We start from the raw sequence: 16,468 nt of genomic DNA, 5'->3' as shown, positions 1-16,468 counted from the left end.
TGGAGCATTCATTATTATCTTGTTAATTAAAAAATTCACTACACCTGTTTTTGATCAAAGTTAAAATCAGCTAATGCAGAAAAGATGAAGATAGACGAAACAATAGATTTACCATAGATATTGCAATCTATGATCCGTGATCAAGTGCGTTTTTTCCATTGAATCGAATTTGTAAATAGATTAAAAAATCTGCGGTCAAGGGATTTCCCTAACCACAGATTTTTTAATAAACTACATTGAATTTTTCTTTTTTCCCTGTTCGATCTGATGTGATTGATCAATTATGTGACCAATATCAATTAGATCTTCATCAAGTGATTAGGAGGCGAACCTCTGAAGAAATAGAAAAAATACAAGAGCAAATGAAAAAGAAAACAAAAGAAATTGATTAACTAATTTGCTATCTGGACCGCGATAAAGGCAAATAATTTATTTGGAAACCCCTTTAAAAGAAATGTGGAGTTAATATTAATGATTTTATTAAAATAAAACAATATAACATTTCGAAATGAAATCACAAATAATGAAAACAAAACATGGAATCTACTGATTTATTGATCAGATTGAAATATTAGTTTTTTCAACAGAAAAAATCTCAAAATAAAATAACATAAAAATAACATCATTTGGTATGATTTAAATTATTAATGGTTAAATCCAAAAGATGGGGAAAAATGCAAGGTCAAAGAGCATGGGAAAATTTAGTCATCCATGAGGAAAAACAAGTAACTCCTTTACAGGACCGAAATCAAAAAGGGAAAGAACAACCGGAATGAGAAAACCAAAAATAAAGAAAAAGTTGCTAATTTATTTGATTTACTGGGAATGCATCTTCATGCAGATAAAATTTTAGACTGTGGATCATGGTTGAAATTTCTCCAATGTTCAGACAAACCATATGACCATCCTAAAACATTGGCTCATGCAAGTTTTTGCAAAGATAAATTTTGTGAAATGTGTAATTGGAGACGGTCTAGGCGATATGCTTACCAATTAGATCAAACGCCTATTACCAACTTTCTTGTTCTTTTCCTATCTTTATTGATTTTACATAGTAAGAGACGTATTCAGTTGATACCGAAACCTCATACCTTTACTTTTTAAAAGAACAAATCTACTACCAGTAGGATGATCGCTGATCATGCGTTCTAATATACAAAATATTTATTATTCTTGTAACCCCTTTTTTGGGGTTTTGACCTTTTTTCATCTCACGATTTAAACCGTAGGCTTTCCACAGGCTGTCATCCAAGCAGTAGAGAAACATGAATACTGTATGCTTTGAATTCCAACAAACTTTTGGACCGTCAGAAAGGTTTTTATTAATTAATAGCATTTTAATTGTTATTCTTGTTGACGATATATATATTTCCAATTAAAATGTTAGCGTGCTAACAAAATGGATGGTGTGAAGGATATGCATACAGACAAATTAGTTGGATTAGAACTTCGAACAGTCATTAATTTAATCAAAAGAAAAATGAACAATCATCAAAAACCAGATCCACTAGATAAATTGACAGCTATGCATTCTTGGGCTTTGGGATATTTTTTTTCTAATCAAAATAAGGATGTATTTCAGAAAGATTTTGAAAAGGAGTTTTCTATTCGGCGGTCAACTGCATCCAGAATTTTAAAGTCAATGGAAAACAACGGTTTGATTACTAGGGAACCAGTGGATTATGACGTTAGACTCAAAAAAATATTGTTAACCGAAAAGGCAATGCATATTCATCAAATGATCACTCAAGGTATCTTTAAGATGGAACAAGAATTAATAAAAGGTATATCAGAAGAGCAACTTAACACATTTTTTGAAGTGATAGAGATCCTAAAACGCAATTTGAAATAGGAAAACCATCCAAAATCAGTTATTTTTATTTTATTTGTTCATATTACGTTCATACAAACATGTTAAAGTTTTTTTGGTTGGTGAAGGAGGCGGTGCTGCATGTTAAAGATTTTTCGATACTTAAAAAAGCGAGAATGGTCTTTTGTTTTTGCTAGCTTGTTATTTGTTGTTTTCCAAGTATTTTTGGATTTGAAGTTACCTGATTATATGTCTGAAATTACAACACTCATACAAACCAAAGGAAGTCAAATGAGTGATATTTGGATTGCCGGAGGATGGATGTTAGCTTGTGCATTAGGAAGCATGGCAACATCGATTATTGTGGGATACTTCGCTGCAAAGCTAGCTGCTTCTGTTTCAAAAGAATTGCGCCATAGATTGTTTCATAAGACATTATCTTTCTCTGTAAAGGAAATGAATAGTTTTTCTACTGCTAGTTTAATTACACGCTCTACTAACGATCTTACGCAAATCCAAACTACAGTAGCGATGGGCTTACAGGCTATGGTCAAAGCTCCCATTCTTGCTGTCTGGGCCTTTGTAAAAATACAAGGGAAGAGCTGGCAATGGAGTGCTGCTACAGGTGTAGCAGTCATCGTTTTATTACTTATGATCAGCAGTATTATTGTTTTTGCATTTTCAAAATTTAGATTGATTCAAAAACTAACTGATAATATTAACCGAATTACAAGCGAAAATTTGACAGGTATTCGTGTCGTACGTGCATACAATGCAGAAAAATATCAAGAAAAAAAGTTTGCTCATGCCAATGAAGAATTAACGAACACGAACTTGTTTGTGAATCGTATGACAGCACTCATGAGTCCAGGTATGGGCTTGATTATGTCAGGATTGACATTATCTATTTACTGGTTGGGCGCATCATTAATTAACAAAGCAGGTATGTTGCATAAAATCTCTTTGTTTAGTGATATGGTAGTATTTTCGTCTTATGCTATGCAGATTATTATGGCATTTATGATGCTGGCAATGATATTTATTATGCTGCCAAGAGCGCAAGTAGCAGCGAAACGAGTCAATGAAGTGTTAGGAACAAAATTATCTATTTTTGATGGAGAAACAGATACATCCAACCAACTTATCCAAGGGGAAGTAGAATTTCAGAACGTAAGTTTTAAATATCCAGATGCAGAAGGATATAGTTTAACAGATATTAGTTTTAAAGCGAAGAAAGGGGAAACGATAGCCTTTATCGGTTCAACAGGTAGTGGGAAGACAACGCTGATCAACTTGATTCCAAGACTCTATGATGTGTCTGTAGGGGAAGTACTCGTTGATGGAGTTAATGTACGGAATTATACACTGGAAGAATTGCGGAACAAAATAGGTTATGTATCGCAAAAAGCTGTTTTATTTTCTGGAACGGTCCAATCAAATGTTGCCTACGGTGATAATGGAAAACATACTCCAACCGAAGATGAAATGAAAAAGGCAATTGAGATTTCCCAAGGTACAGAGTTCGTTGAAAAGATGGAAGAACAGTATGAAGCAAAAGTGGCAAGAGGCGGGACGAATATATCTGGTGGACAAAAACAGCGTTTATCCATTGCTAGAGCAGTTGCTCGAAAACCAGAAATATTCATCTTTGACGACTCTTTCTCCGCATTGGATTATAAAACGGATCGTACACTGCGTACCAGTTTGAAAAAAGAAACAGAAGGTACAACATCATTTATTGTGGCCCAGCGTATTGGGACGATTAAAGAGGCGGATAAAATCATAGTTCTAGACGAAGGCAAAATGGTTGGTATCGGAACACATGATGAACTATTGCAAACGTGTCAAACCTATCAAGAAATTGCCTATTCGCAGTTGTCCAAGGAGGAATTAGCAAATGTCTAAAAAAGAATATAAAATTGGTAGTCAAAAAACGACTTTACCAAAAGGACATGGACCTGCTGGCGGATTAGGAATTCCTGGTGAGAAAGCAAAAGACTTTAAAAAAACTTGGGGAAAATTGATTAGTTATTGTAAACCTTTTTTACCAGCTATTATCATTGCACTTGTTTTGTCGATCGTCGGAACGATTTTCTCCATTATTGGTCCAGATCAGCTGAGTGAAATGACAGATATTATCACAAAAGGTATTGTTACCGGAATTGATTTGGAAGCAATCAGCAAGATAGGATGGACATTAGCGATTTTATATGGGCTTAGTTTTATTTTTACCTATATCCAAGGATTTATCATGGCGACCGTAACACAGAGGGTTTCCAAAAACTTACGTAAAGAAGTATCACAAAAAATCAATCGACTCCCGCTAAAATATTTTGATTCAACAAGTTATGGGGATGTTTTGAGCCGAGTAACCAATGATATTGATACCATTGGACAGACATTGAACCAAAGTGTTGGTACATTGGTTTCGGCGGTTACGATGTTTTTAGGTACATTGATTATGATGTTTTCAATTAACATCACCATGTCTGTTTCAGCGATTTTAGCAACTATTATCGGTTTTGCATTGATGACATTCATCATTTCCAAATCCCAGAAATATTTTTTACAGCAGCAAAAAGAACTTGGTAATATCAACGGTCATATAGAAGAGGTTTATGCTGGACACTCTGTTGTAAAATTGTACAACGCAGATACAAAAGCGAAGCAAGTTTTTGAAGACATTAATAATCGATTGTACAACAGTGCTTGGAGATCACAGTTTATGTCCGGTTTAATGATGCCATTAATGATGTTTATTGGGAATTTTGGTTATGTCGTAGTTTGTGTCATTGGTGCTGTATTGGCAGTGAAAGGATCCATCACATTTGGTGTAATTGTTGCTTTTATGGTTTATATTCGTTTATTCACTCAGCCATTATCCCAATTTGCCCAATCAGCAACAAATTTACAATCAGCTGCTGCGGCAAGTGAACGGGTATTTGAGTTTTTGGAAGAAGAAGAGCTGGATGAAGAGAGCCATAAAATTCAATTATTAGATGAGGTAAGAGGCGATGTCGAGTTCCAAAATGTCAAATTTGGATACAGCAAAGAAAAAACCATTATTAAAAACTTCTCTGCCCATGCAAAAGCAGGGCAAAAAGTTGCCATTGTAGGTCCTACTGGCGCAGGAAAAACAACCATCGTCAACCTATTAATGCGATTTTATGAATTGGATGACGGGGAAATTAAGATCGATGGAATTCCGATTCAATCATTAAGACGAGAACATGTCCATGATTTGTTTTGTATGGTATTACAGGATACGTGGTTGTTTGAAGGAACAATTAAAGAAAATATTATTTACAATAAACAAGGTGTTACTGATGAACAAGTTATAGCTGCTTGTAAAGCGGCAGGAATCGACCACTTTATTCGGACACTGCCAAAAGGGTACGACACCACATTAAATGATAATACGAGTTTATCAGCAGGGCAAAAACAGTTGATCACGATTGCGCGAGCAATGGTAGAAGATGCTCCACTCCTTATTTTAGACGAGGCAACGAGTTCAGTAGATACTCGTACAGAAGTGCTGATTCAAGCAGCCATGGATAAACTAATGGTGGGAAGAACATCATTCGTCATTGCACATCGATTGTCTACCATCAAAAATGCCGACTTGATCTTGGTAATGAAAGATGGAGATATTATCGAAAGTGGAAACCATGAACAGTTATTGATACAAAATGGTTTTTATGCGGAGTTATACAACAGCCAATTTGAAGATGCATCTTAATAGAAAAAAAGTCTCCTCTGTTTGTAGGAGACTTTTTTTCTATTGAGCAATAATATAGTAGATTGCAGAGTTTTTGGGGAGTTGTATAAAACGTCCGGCTCTTATTTTAAGAGACAATACTGGACATTATCCTCAGCTGTTGAATTTGAAACACCTAACCAGATAGCATGGAGCTTTGACTGCTACTTATGTATAGCCGATATTTCAGTTTCAAGCTGTACTGGAACAAATTTTTCCGTATTATGTAGGTGAGCTGGAGATTTTTTCTCTTAATCTGACAGCATTACCAAGCAATCAATTTAAAGAGGATTTTATTTGTTGTCCCCATTTTTATTGTTAGTGACATATGAAAAATCTAGGGAAACGCGGGGCGGGGTAACTTTCTTGGAAAGTTACCCCGCATGGAGATCCTCTAGTCGCTAGGCTACTTCACTTCGAAGACTACCCGAAACGACTCACAAGGGCTGGTCCATGTCCAAGGCTCATATCCATTCATAACAATTTCTTCGGGAGCTGAGGTACAGGGGAATTGACTAGAGCTAGTAATAACGCCCTCGATAGGATCCACACCTGTCGGATGGTAATAAAGAATGACCCTAGCCTGTTCATCCGGCTCGACGACGGAATCGGCAGGATTGATCATATATACATACACAAAAAGCTTACGATCCCCTTCCGTGGTCTTAACTTCCTTACCATCGTAGCCGCCCTTGACACAGTCCGAGTAGCTGAGCTTGATCGTCTGCACAGGGTACTCCTTCAGATTGACAACACCTTGTATGAATCTATTATACACATAGATAATTAGATAAGAGATGATTTTAGTAAGAAAACTCGATAAGTATTAGCTGATTTTTATTGGAATCAATCTCCTAAATTCGTACTATGTGTTTATCTTACAATGTCAACACCACTGTTCAGTACTTTTCGTTATAAAACGACGGACGACCACCTGTATAGGTGGTCGTCCATAAGTCAGTCGTTGAAAACGGCGAGGCTGATCGATCGAGAAATTCGAGGGTGGTAGATCGATCGCACCTTTTCATCGATCCCGGTGAGATCAGAAGCACCGTCCAGCATCGAGGCGTAGACTTCCTTGCGGATGTTGTGGAGCTGTCTCTTGTCGTTCGTACGCCTATTTTGCGTTGCGTGACGCTTCTGTACCGTGGATCGACGCCCGAATGCTCGTCCTTCGTGGCTTCGGGACTTCATCCCCTTTTCCCAGTCCGGACGCAGTTTGTCGTCTGTTCGCATCTGTGGCTTGAAGATGACACCCGTGTCCTTGCATATCCGGATGGTGAACGGCATGTCCATGTACGTGCGGGACATTCAACCTCCTAAAACAAATGCTGATACTGACTACTATATGCATTATATCAAATATTAAGAAATATGAAATAAGTCAAAATTTCCGAATAATAACTGCACTTGATCTTCAGAATGATATACATGAATGGATTGCTGTGAATCATAGGAAGTATTGCATTTTGGATATTAAAAGATGTTCTTTACAGCAAAATTTAGCAATGATTATTTATGCGAAAAAATCCAACCATTAAGCGAGAAAGATTGATAAAGTAATAAATTTCTGGGAAAATGTAGAGGTAACATTCGATTGGAGAATAGACATGTCCGAAACAATGGTCAAACGACTTTGTTCCTACAGTTGGCCTGAACCGATGAACTCCCCAAACCTATGTCCAGCAAGTCAGGGAGGCGGTCTTCCTAACACTTTCAGGCATATCTGTAACGAATATGTACAGGTTCCTAAGAGTAAGGAGAACGATCGAAACGCTCGGATCGATGCCTGCAAGGGACATGTGTGCTCTTGGTGTCAGCAGACTCCCTAGATCCCATCCTCGTTGCTGACATGCGAACGAGATGCGTGAAGTAGAATCAGGCAGTCGTTCGGCATTAAAATCGAATTGATTTTTAGCAGATGGGAGAACTCATTTGCACCGCGGCTAGGGTATGTGTGATTAAACGTATCCCTAGCCGCGACAAATTTACAGATTGATCCAGAAGGAATAATTTAATTACTAATCTAAAAATTATGTATTATTTAAATATGTAGTTGAGTAGAAAACGATGATAGAAACATATAAGATTTCGTTCTATAAAGTGGAAAAAAATAAACATTTATAACAAAGTATAATTAAATTACGTTTCAAACTAGTTAGATTCATTTGGTAAAGGAGAGATTGGAATTTTGAAAAAGATAGTGGGCGTTTTTATTTTTTTTACACTATGTATGGTTTTCGCTGGATGTTCCTTTAGTTCTCATGTTGACACGGATGGGAAAAATGTTAAAAATTCAACAACTGTAGAGAAGATTAAGTTTGTGAAAGAGTACCTCAATGACTATAAGCAGGAAACAGTGGTTACTTCGTCTGATGGAAATGGATTAAATGCACGTGTCTATTTTAAAAATGTTCCGGACACCGAAACACATATCACTTTTAAATGGCTAGATGAAGCAGGTGATTCCAAGAGTGCGAATTTAACAATCGATCAGTCCAATACAGTACAACCTGCAAAAGCATATCTGAGCACAACTACTCCATTAGCAGCAGGTACATATACTTTGGAAGTTTACTTGACAGATACCGGAGCTAAAATAGGGAATGCGAAAATTAAAGTAGTAAAATAAAACTTTAAGAATGAATTTGTTATCATATGTATTTTAATACTGAATAAACCAATAAGTATGGAAGACGATACATGAATTATTGTGTATAATAAATGACGTAATTAGCCGTGTTTCTTGACTTAGCAGAGAGGTGCAATATGACTAATCGAGACCAGCTTGTTCGATCCATCACGAGTGACATCAACGCAATGGATCGATCGGAACTGAGAGACAAAAGGGCGAAGGGGGCAGTTGCGCAGATGCTCGAAGCCGCAGGTATCAAGCCTGCTCGCGGTCCATTCTACCCTGCTCCAGCTTCCATGACACAGGTTGAGAAGATCGATTACTACCTGAGTCAGATTCTTGGGATGTGCAAGGATCCGAACTACAGCGCACATGGAGAATTCGCACGTACTTGGGAAGAGCTCTCTCGGCTGTAGTCAAGTATGGGGTTAAAAAAGGTCAGGGACAATATAAATATTGTCCCTGACTCCCAAAAATACCAACATCTAAAGTATGTATCCATAAGATTGGATAAAAAAGTTGCAAAGGGAATCCTTGCAACTTTTTGTATGTCTAATGTTTACAAACTCATTTTTAAAATCTCAAACACATCTTCTTGGTTAACAGGACGAAAACGGCCGACAGTTCCCGTTGGAGCTGCTTTTTCAGCCATATCTTTTAGTCTTTCGTCCGTTATACTATAGTCAGATAGACGACTTGGCGCACCAATGCTGTCCCAAAATTTTCGTAACTTATCAATTCCTTCGGAAGCGATTTCACGATCTGTTTTATTGGATGGATCTACACCAAAAACACGGACTGCTAATTGTTTCATTTTTGGTGTTGTGTGATCCAGATTGTAACGAATCCAATTAGGGAAAATAATAGCAAGACCTCCCCCATGGGGAATGTCATAAATAGCAGAGACAGCATGTTCAATGGAATGAGTTGCCCAATCTCCGATCATTCCCATGCTGAGTGTGCCGTTTAATGCCATGGTTCCACAATACAATAAAGATTCTCTAGCTTCGTAGTCTTCCGGGTTTTCTAACGCTTTCGGTGCTGCTTCCATCACTGTGATCAAAATGGATTCTGCAAATCTTTCGTTTAATGGCACGTTGGGAGAATTACTAAAGTATTGTTCCAAAACATGGGACATGATATCAACAGTGCCATATACTGTTTGATTTTTTGGTACAGAAAAAGTATGTACAGGATCTAAGATCGAGAATTGCGGGAAAACATATGGTGATCCCCAACCGATTTTTTCTTGTGTTTCCCAATTTGTTATTACAGAACCAGAATTCATTTCAGAACCGGTTGCAGCAAGTGTTAAAATGGTTCCAAATGGCAAGGCTTCTGTTATCTGTGCTTTTTTAGAAATTACGTCCCAGATGTTACCATTGAATTTGGAACCAGCTGCAATTGCTTTCGTGCCATCAATGACACTTCCGCCACCTACCGCTAAAATGAAATCAATCTCTTCCTTTTTACAAATATCTATCCCTTTTTGTACAGTAGTCAATCGTGGATTAGGTTCAATTCCGCTAAGTTCATGCACGACGGCATTTATTTGTTCTAGCTGGTTTATAACTTGATCATATAACCCATTTCGTTTGATGCTTCCACCGCCATAGACAAGCAGAACTTTATTGCCAAAAGGCTTTATTTTTTCCCCTAATAAGGATAATTGTCCTTTTCCAAAAATGAGTTGGGTAGGGTTTTGATATAGAAAAGCTTCCATTTTTTTCACCTCTTTTGATGTTTCTCTTTATTATATTCCACTGGGGAAGGAAACAAAAATGAGTGATAATTCATCATATATTAAAGAATACTTGCAGTTAAATCTACTGCTATGAAGTTTATGGTATTTGGATAGAATGGGTACAGGAGTGTTAGGTAAGAGTTCGAAAAAGGGGATTGGTGCAAAGAGAGGCTTAATAGGATGAGAATACAATGGGGTTCTGGAATATTTGCTATTTGGGTTAGTCTCATCAGTAATGTACTTTTGACTGTCATCAAATTTTTCGTTGGTTTTGTTTCTAAGAGTCAAGTGTTGATCGCAGATGCACTGCATAATGCAGGGGATGTAATTGCTACAATTGCTACGTTGACTTCCTCCATGGTATCGAAGAAACCAGCAGATGAAGATCATCCCTATGGTCATGGAAAAGCAGAAATAATTGCCTCGTTGGTAGTAGCAATTATTTTAGCAATTGCGGCTATTTATATGGTGTATCATTCGGTTGTTGCTTTATTTCAGCCTGCTGTAAAAGCTAGTTGGATTGCATTTGGAGCGGCAGTATTTTCATTTATTTGTAAGCAAATCTTATATATGTATTGCATGCGATTGGGAGAAAAGATTAACAGTAAAGGACTTGTGGCAACAGCTAAAGACCATCTAGCAGATGTGTACGCTTCTATTGCAGCAATTATTGGTATTGGAGCTGCTTTGTTGGGATCAGCTTTCTCTATTCCTTCTTTAAAATTTGGGGATCCGATCGCTGGAATTATTGTCTCCTATTTTGTTTTACGATTGGCATACGATATGGCGAAAGAATCAATCGGTATATTGATGGAACAAAATGTGCCTTTTCCAGAATTGGTTGATTTTCATCATTTAGTAGGCAGTATTTCTGAAGTGAAAAGAATTGACCGCATTCGTGCAAGAGAGCATGGCCATTACATTATTGTGGATATTAGAGTGAGTGTTCCCAATCAATTAACGGTAAAAGAAGCGCATGATGTGAGTAGACTTATCAAAAAAGTGATAATGGAGAAGTATCCAGAAGTAGAAGAGGTATTGGTTCATGTGAATCCATGGTTTCCGAAGGAGCAAGAAAAATAAAGAAAGAACTGCATAAGCAGTTCTCGTAAAATCAATGGGTGAATACAGGGATCGCATCCGCTTTTGTAATAATGGAATTGACATCTTTCCATGATTTTTCCCATTTGTTTTTTGTAACTCCAGGATATTTGGATAAGTTGCTAGCTGTTTTGGTGGTAAGTGGAACGACTAAATACTCGGTTTTTCCGCTTTTTTTGTATTTATCTACAAGTGTAGGTAAGAAAGATGTTTTCGTTAATTTTACTTTTCCTGTTTTCGTGTCTTTCATTACATCCATATACAAAATTACGCCTTCATCCGTGTAGGGTTGAGATTGGTTGGAAATAAAGTTACCCATCGAATAAATCACCATTTTTTCCTGCCCATTTACAACCATTTTCTCCACTTGCTGCTGGACGTGAGGGTGACTCCCCAAAATAACATCTGCTCCAGCTTGTAATACTTTTAAAGCAGTTTTCTTTTGAAATTCATTTGGTGTACGCTGGTATTCCGTTCCCCAGTGCAGAGAAACAAATACGAATTCAGCACCTTGCTTTTTCAATTGTTTGATATCATTTGCGATTTTAACAGGATCAATCAAATTAACCAGATACGGTTTTCCTTTTGTGATAGGTAAACCATTGGTGTGCTCTGTATACGCAAGAAAACCAAGTTTTATCCCGTTTTTCTCAACTAAAACACCTTTTCTTTCTTTTTCAGAAGAAGAAGTACCTGTGACATAAAACCCTTTTTTCTTTACCGTATTAAATGTCCGGATGATTCCTTTTTCTCCTGTATCATTGGCATGGTTATTCGCTGTCGTTAAAATATCTAGGCCGCTGTCTTTTAATGCGTCTAACACTTGATCAGGTGCATTAAAGCGAGGATATCCAGAATACGGCTTGCTAGCTCCAGCCAATGTCATTTCTAAGTTGGCAACAGTCAGGTCTGTGGAAGAAAGATATGGTTTAACAGCAGTGAAAAATTTATGAAAGTCATAGTTGTTGCCAATTTTCCCTGATTTAATCTGGGGTTCATGCATCATTACATCACCGATTGCGGAAATGGTCACTTTTGGCGGTGGGGGCGGTGCGGTTTGTTTTTTATCTTTATTTTCGTCTGCATGATCAATTTTAACAAGCTGACAAGCAGATAAAATAAGAAATAAGACCAATGAACTTGAAATAATAATTGGTTTTCTCAGTTGAATCACTCTCCAAAGATATGCTACTCCTGTTATACGATATTCTACCAAAAAAAGAAATCAAAAATTTGTCATCGTTGTTGTCTGTTTGTGAACATAGTATAATTAAATCTATTGCATGGAACGGATGGAGGATGTTGAATGGTAACAACTATTGCCAAATTAAATGAACATATTGGAGAAGAAATCCAGCTGGGTGTCTGGATGTATAACAAACGATCCAGTGGAAAAATACAATTTTTGCAACTGCGTGATGGATCAGGCACCGTGCAAGGAGTTTTAGTGAAAAATCAAATAGATTCACAGGTATGGGAAGATGCAAAAAATTTAACACAAGAAAGTTCTTTATATGTGTGGGGAAAAGTAAGACAAGATGATCGAGCGCCTTCTGGTTTCGAGCTTGATGTAACGAATGTAGAAGTGATACATATTGCACAAGAGTATCCGATTGCAAACAAAGAACATGGCGTCGATTTTTTATTGGATCACCGCCACTTGTGGATTCGATCGGAAAGACAGCGTGCAATTTTAAAAATTCGAGCAGAAATTATTCGTTCGATTCAGTCTTATTTGGATGGCGATGGATTCTCTTTAGTTGATCCTCCAGTTTTAACGCCGTCTTCTTGTGAAGGCACAACAAACTTATTTCATACAAAGTACTTCGATGAAGATGCGTATTTGACGCAAAGTGGACAACTTTATATGGAAGCTGCTGCGATGGCTTTGGGGCGAGTTTATTCATTTGGTCCAACTTTTCGGGCAGAGAAGTCAAAAACACGTCGTCATTTGATTGAATTTTGGATGATCGAGCCAGAAATGGCATTTGTAGATCATGAAGAAAACCTAAAAATACAAGAAAAATTAGTGGAGCATGTTGTTCAATCCGTAGTAGCGAACTGTAAATTAGAATTAAAGGTTTTAGGTCGAGATATTAGTAAATTAGAGAATATTAAAGCGCCTTTCCCACGAATCACCTATGATGAAGCTGTTGAAATGTTGCAAAAAGCTGAAGTGGATTTTACTTGGGGAGAGGATTTTGGAGCCCCTCATGAAACATTGTTAGCAGAGAAATTCGATCGTCCTGTATTTATTACAGAATATCCTACAAGTATTAAAGCTTTTTATATGAAGCCGAATCCTGAACGGCCAGAGGTAGTTTTATGTGCTGATATGATTGCTCCGGAAGGATACGGGGAGATTATTGGCGGAAGTCAAAGAATTGATGATCCGGAATTGTTAGCTAATCGATTTAAAGAGCATGATTTGCCAGAAAAAGAGTATGCATGGTATTTGGATTTGCGCAAATATGGTTCTGTTCCCCATTCGGGTTTTGGCCTAGGTCTAGAGCGGACAGTAGCATGGATTTGCGGTCTAGATCATGTTCGAGAAACGATTCCTTTCCCACGTATGCTAAATCGGATGTATCCTTAAATTGGGGGCTTGTGTATGAAAGGAAAGGGGAAAATTCATACAACCTTAGTGCAACTTTTGCAAAAAGGGACGATTTCGTTACCAGTTGCGCTTTTTACAGAATATAAACGCCTCGGGTTGAGAGAGACAGAAGTTTTACTGCTGACACAGTTATTGATTTTTCAAGAGAAGGAAAAAATCGCTGCACCAACTTTTCAAGATCTTTCTTCCCGAATGAATTTAACGATACACGAAATCGCTGATATGGTGGCGAAATTATCGAAAGATGGCTGGGTTGGGATAGGTTCAAAAGGAGAAAAGGGTTATGATCTTTCGCTTATCTATGAGCGATTGGTTGCAAGTTTAGAGGAAGAAGATACACAAACAGACGAAGATGAACAATACCAGAGTATTTTTCATTTGATGGAACAAGAATTTGGTAGACCACTGTCTCCAAATGAGTGTGAGCATATTGTAAAGTGGCTAGATGAAGATTTATACTCCGAAGAATTGATAGTTACGGCATTACGTGAAGCGATTTATTGTGATAAATTTTCTGTTCGATATATGGATCGAATCTTAATGGAGTGGGAAAGAAACAATATCCAAACAGCAGAGCAAGCAGTTGAATTTTCGAAACGGTTTCGACAGTCAGAAATTCCTGCACAACCGAAGCGGACTGCTTCTGAGTTTACGTTTTATAATTGGTTAGAAGGGTAAGAAAGAGCCATCCAAATAACGGATGGCTTTTTGTTAATCAAAAATATCTTTTAAGAAAGCTGCTGTAGGTTTCCAAATAGAGCGATGAAACCAGTGAAATGGCGGTATAATAATATTTTGAACTATCCATCGAATGGGAATATAGATGATGTAAACACTGATCCATTTTATTGGAATCCAAATCAAGGTAACCGTAATCCAACGAATTGGTATCCAAAGAATATAGTAAAAGACGTTTCCAATAAATTGAAATATCCATGAAACCATTATATAGGACCATTTCATTACTACAACAATAATTTCATTCCATATCCACTTGAGGATCGTATAGATTCCGTGTTTCCAAAGCCAAGTGACAGGAAAGATGATGAGGTAGTAGATAACTGGATAAAGCAGAGATAACCATGTCCATATGAATAGATACCGCCAAATAAACATCAATATCGGAGATAGGATATTTAACCATAACCATGATAATGGCAGCCAAATAACGTAATAGAGTGGGTAACCAATAATATATTTGATTATAAATCCAAGTACAGGTTCTAGTACTTGAATCCATAACCATTTACTAGGAATAAAGAGCAGATAAATCCATATCAACTCGATTATTTTATAAAGTAAATAAAAGGGGAAATAAATAACGAATGCAATTCCTCTCACCAGAGCTTTAAGTATTTTTTTTATTTCTTCCATCCTTCTCCTCTTTTCAGTTTTTGTTATTAGGTAGATATGTATTTTATTTTCTTAATAATGATAAAAGAAAATGGTTCGTTTTTATATATATAAAATAAACAAATCTTAAAAATTATTAATAGTTGTTTTATTAGAAACTCCCAAAGTTTATATTTGACTACGAGATGGGAGTGACAAATAAAATCAATTCAACAAGTTTTCGTTGAGAAAAATCGGAAGTGTAATGAAATAAATAGAGTGAATACACTTGACCTCGAGTTAACTCGAGCCACTAGAATAAAAACATCTCAAAGAAAGAGGTGTTTTTCTATGTTACATGTGGAAGGAAAAGTAGTTATTTTGACGGGTGCATCAAGTGGAATAGGCGAAGCCACAGCAAAAGTTTTAGCAAATAATGGGGCGAAAGTGGTATTGGCAGCACGAAGGGAAGATCGGTTAAAAAGCCTCCAAGTCATGATAAATAAATATAACGGGGTATCTGTATATAAAGTAACGGACGTGACTTCTCGTCAAGAAGTAGAAGACTTAGCACAGTTTACAATTCAAACATTTGGGAAGATTGACGTTTTGATTAATAATGCTGGAATTATGCCGTTATCTTATTTACATGAAGGAAAAGTGAATGAATGGGATCAAATGATTGATGTGAATATGAAAGGCGTTCTTTATGGAATTCATGCAGTTCTACCATTCATGCGAAATAAAAAGTCTGGACATATTATTGACGTTTCATCTGTCACAGGACATATTGTAAATAAGACCTGGGCAGTTTATTCTGGCACGAAATTTGCTGTTCGTGCAATTACAGAAGCTTTGAGACAAGAAGAAGCTGCAAATCATATTCGCACAACGATTATTTGTCCTGGAGCGGTGAAGACGGAACTCGGAAATACGATTTCCAATCATGAAATAAAACAAGATATTCAAGATAATTTAAAGAAAGGATTGGCATTACAACCAGAGGCAATTGCTAACGCGATATTGTATGCTATTTCGCAACCAGAAAATGTTGCAGTGAATGAAATGATTGTTAGACCTACTATACAAGAATTGTAAAGAAGGGGAATATATGAGTTATACAATTGGCCAAATATCAGCAGAAACAGGATTATCGATTTACACACTTCGATACTACGAAAAAGAAGGTATCATGCCGATTATAGAACGCAATGACTCAGGAGTTCGGATTTTTACGGAGGAGGATCTAGAGTTACTTCGTTTCATTTGTTGTCTGAAATCCACTGGAATGCCAGTAACACAAATTAAAAAGTTTGCTCAACTCATTTTACAAGGAGATGGAACAATAGAAGATCGTATAAATATGTTAGAAGAGCAGAAAAACAGTATTCAAGATCAAATCGATCAATTGGATAGGTATAAAAGTATGATCGATAAAAAAATTGAATTTTACCGAAGGAAATAAAAAACTC

15 protein-coding genes are annotated in these 16,468 nt (G+C 36.9%); 10 read left to right on the top strand and 5 right to left on the bottom strand.

The features are described from left to right. The first annotated feature begins 1,417 nt into the window (after nt 1–1,417). From AC5WOC_RS03430 to AC5WOC_RS03420, 3 genes are all read left to right on the top strand, one after another. On the top strand, nt 1,418–1,852 hold the full coding sequence (locus AC5WOC_RS03430) for a MarR family winged helix-turn-helix transcriptional regulator (protein WP_496053976.1): 435 nt from the start codon (nt 1,418–1,420) through the stop codon (nt 1,850–1,852). A gap of 99 nt (nt 1,853–1,951) precedes the next feature. After that, nucleotides 1,952–3,715: an ABC transporter ATP-binding protein gene (locus AC5WOC_RS03425; protein ID WP_496053975.1), complete on the top strand. Its 1,764-nt coding sequence runs from the start codon at nt 1,952–1,954 to the stop codon at nt 3,713–3,715. Further along, entirely contained in the window at nt 3,708–5,549 is a 1,842-nt protein-coding gene (locus AC5WOC_RS03420; protein WP_496053974.1) for an ABC transporter ATP-binding protein, read from the top strand. Before AC5WOC_RS03425 ends, AC5WOC_RS03420 begins: the two co-directional genes overlap by 8 nt. A gap of 424 nt (nt 5,550–5,973) precedes the next feature. On the opposite strand, the gene AC5WOC_RS03415 is transcribed toward AC5WOC_RS03420, so the two are convergent. Both AC5WOC_RS03415 and AC5WOC_RS03410 read right to left on the bottom strand, forming a co-directional pair. Next, a complete protein-coding gene (locus AC5WOC_RS03415; protein WP_496053973.1) occupies nt 5,974–6,297 on the bottom strand; it encodes a hypothetical protein in 324 nt (107 codons plus the stop codon). Between the two features lie 227 nt (nt 6,298–6,524). Beyond that, nucleotides 6,525–6,878: a hypothetical protein gene (locus AC5WOC_RS03410; protein ID WP_496053972.1), complete on the bottom strand. Its 354-nt coding sequence runs from the start codon at nt 6,876–6,878 to the stop codon at nt 6,525–6,527. A gap of 880 nt (nt 6,879–7,758) precedes the next feature. On the opposite strand from AC5WOC_RS03410, the gene AC5WOC_RS03405 reads away from it, so the two are divergent. Both AC5WOC_RS03405 and AC5WOC_RS03400 read left to right on the top strand, forming a co-directional pair. Further along, nucleotides 7,759–8,199, top strand: a complete 441-nt coding sequence (locus AC5WOC_RS03405) for a hypothetical protein (protein WP_496053971.1) — start codon at nt 7,759–7,761, stop codon at nt 8,197–8,199. A gap of 137 nt (nt 8,200–8,336) precedes the next feature. Then, nucleotides 8,337–8,618, top strand: coding sequence for a hypothetical protein (locus tag AC5WOC_RS03400; RefSeq protein ID WP_496053970.1), 282 nt, complete (start codon nt 8,337–8,339; stop codon nt 8,616–8,618). Nucleotides 8,619–8,761: 143 nt separating this feature from the next. Here the strand turns inward: AC5WOC_RS03400 and AC5WOC_RS03395 are convergent, their stop codons facing one another. Then, complete coding sequence (locus AC5WOC_RS03395; RefSeq protein ID WP_496053969.1) at nt 8,762–9,925, bottom strand: iron-containing alcohol dehydrogenase; 1,164 nt, start codon at nt 9,923–9,925, stop codon at nt 8,762–8,764. A 201-nt stretch (nt 9,926–10,126) separates the two neighbouring features. Here AC5WOC_RS03395 and AC5WOC_RS03390 point away from each other — a divergent pair, with 201 nt between their 5' ends. After that, complete coding sequence (locus AC5WOC_RS03390; protein ID WP_496053968.1) at nt 10,127–11,029, top strand: cation diffusion facilitator family transporter; 903 nt, start codon at nt 10,127–10,129, stop codon at nt 11,027–11,029. Nucleotides 11,030–11,060: 31 nt separating this feature from the next. On the opposite strand, the gene AC5WOC_RS03385 is transcribed toward AC5WOC_RS03390, so the two are convergent. Continuing rightward, entirely contained in the window at nt 11,061–12,221 is a 1,161-nt protein-coding gene (locus tag AC5WOC_RS03385) for a CapA family protein (RefSeq protein WP_496053967.1), read from the bottom strand. Nucleotides 12,222–12,353: 132 nt separating this feature from the next. On the opposite strand from AC5WOC_RS03385, the gene asnS reads away from it, so the two are divergent. Both asnS and AC5WOC_RS03375 read left to right on the top strand, forming a co-directional pair. After that, nucleotides 12,354–13,643: an asparagine--tRNA ligase gene (gene asnS, locus AC5WOC_RS03380; protein ID WP_496053966.1), complete on the top strand. Its 1,290-nt coding sequence runs from the start codon at nt 12,354–12,356 to the stop codon at nt 13,641–13,643. Between the two features lie 15 nt (nt 13,644–13,658). Continuing rightward, the gene (locus AC5WOC_RS03375) at nt 13,659–14,342 is read left to right on the top strand and encodes a DnaD domain-containing protein (protein ID WP_496053965.1); all 684 of its coding nucleotides are present in this window, start codon (nt 13,659–13,661) and stop codon (nt 14,340–14,342) included. Between the two features lie 33 nt (nt 14,343–14,375). On the opposite strand, the gene AC5WOC_RS03370 is transcribed toward AC5WOC_RS03375, so the two are convergent. After that, complete coding sequence (locus AC5WOC_RS03370; protein WP_496053964.1) at nt 14,376–15,038, bottom strand: hypothetical protein; 663 nt, start codon at nt 15,036–15,038, stop codon at nt 14,376–14,378. A 309-nt stretch (nt 15,039–15,347) separates the two neighbouring features. Between AC5WOC_RS03370 and AC5WOC_RS03365 the strand changes: the two genes are divergently transcribed. Continuing rightward, nucleotides 15,348–16,094, top strand: coding sequence for an SDR family oxidoreductase (locus AC5WOC_RS03365; RefSeq protein WP_496053963.1), 747 nt, complete (start codon nt 15,348–15,350; stop codon nt 16,092–16,094). A 13-nt stretch (nt 16,095–16,107) separates the two neighbouring features. Continuing rightward, nucleotides 16,108–16,461: a MerR family transcriptional regulator gene (locus tag AC5WOC_RS03360; RefSeq protein WP_496053962.1), complete on the top strand. Its 354-nt coding sequence runs from the start codon at nt 16,108–16,110 to the stop codon at nt 16,459–16,461. Nucleotides 16,462–16,468: the final 7 nt, after the last annotated feature.

The sequence above is a fragment of the Shimazuella sp. NTD247 genome (assembly GCF_059510415.1).
This window is presented reverse-complemented; position numbering and strand designations above follow the sequence as displayed.

Bases quoted from the DNA above. Each gene is read 5' to 3' on its own strand.
- AC5WOC_RS03430 (WP_496053976.1), top strand. From the start codon at position 1,418: ATGCATACAGACAAATTAGTTGGATTAGAACTTCGAACAGTCATTAAT.
- AC5WOC_RS03425 (WP_496053975.1), top strand. From the start codon at position 1,952: ATGTTAAAGATTTTTCGATACTTAAAAAAGCGAGAATGGTCTTTTGTT.
- AC5WOC_RS03420 (WP_496053974.1), top strand. From the start codon at position 3,708: ATGTCTAAAAAAGAATATAAAATTGGTAGTCAAAAAACGACTTTACCA.
- AC5WOC_RS03410 (WP_496053972.1), bottom strand. From the start codon at position 6,878: ATGTCCCGCACGTACATGGACATGCCGTTCACCATCCGGATATGCAAG.
- AC5WOC_RS03400 (WP_496053970.1), top strand. From the start codon at position 8,337: ATGACTAATCGAGACCAGCTTGTTCGATCCATCACGAGTGACATCAAC.
- AC5WOC_RS03395 (WP_496053969.1), bottom strand. From the start codon at position 9,925: ATGGAAGCTTTTCTATATCAAAACCCTACCCAACTCATTTTTGGAAAA.
- AC5WOC_RS03390 (WP_496053968.1), top strand. From the start codon at position 10,127: ATGAGAATACAATGGGGTTCTGGAATATTTGCTATTTGGGTTAGTCTC.
- asnS (WP_496053966.1), top strand. From the start codon at position 12,354: ATGGTAACAACTATTGCCAAATTAAATGAACATATTGGAGAAGAAATC.
- AC5WOC_RS03375 (WP_496053965.1), top strand. From the start codon at position 13,659: ATGAAAGGAAAGGGGAAAATTCATACAACCTTAGTGCAACTTTTGCAA.
- AC5WOC_RS03370 (WP_496053964.1), bottom strand. From the start codon at position 15,038: ATGGAAGAAATAAAAAAAATACTTAAAGCTCTGGTGAGAGGAATTGCA.
- AC5WOC_RS03365 (WP_496053963.1), top strand. From the start codon at position 15,348: ATGTTACATGTGGAAGGAAAAGTAGTTATTTTGACGGGTGCATCAAGT.
- AC5WOC_RS03360 (WP_496053962.1), top strand. From the start codon at position 16,108: ATGAGTTATACAATTGGCCAAATATCAGCAGAAACAGGATTATCGATT.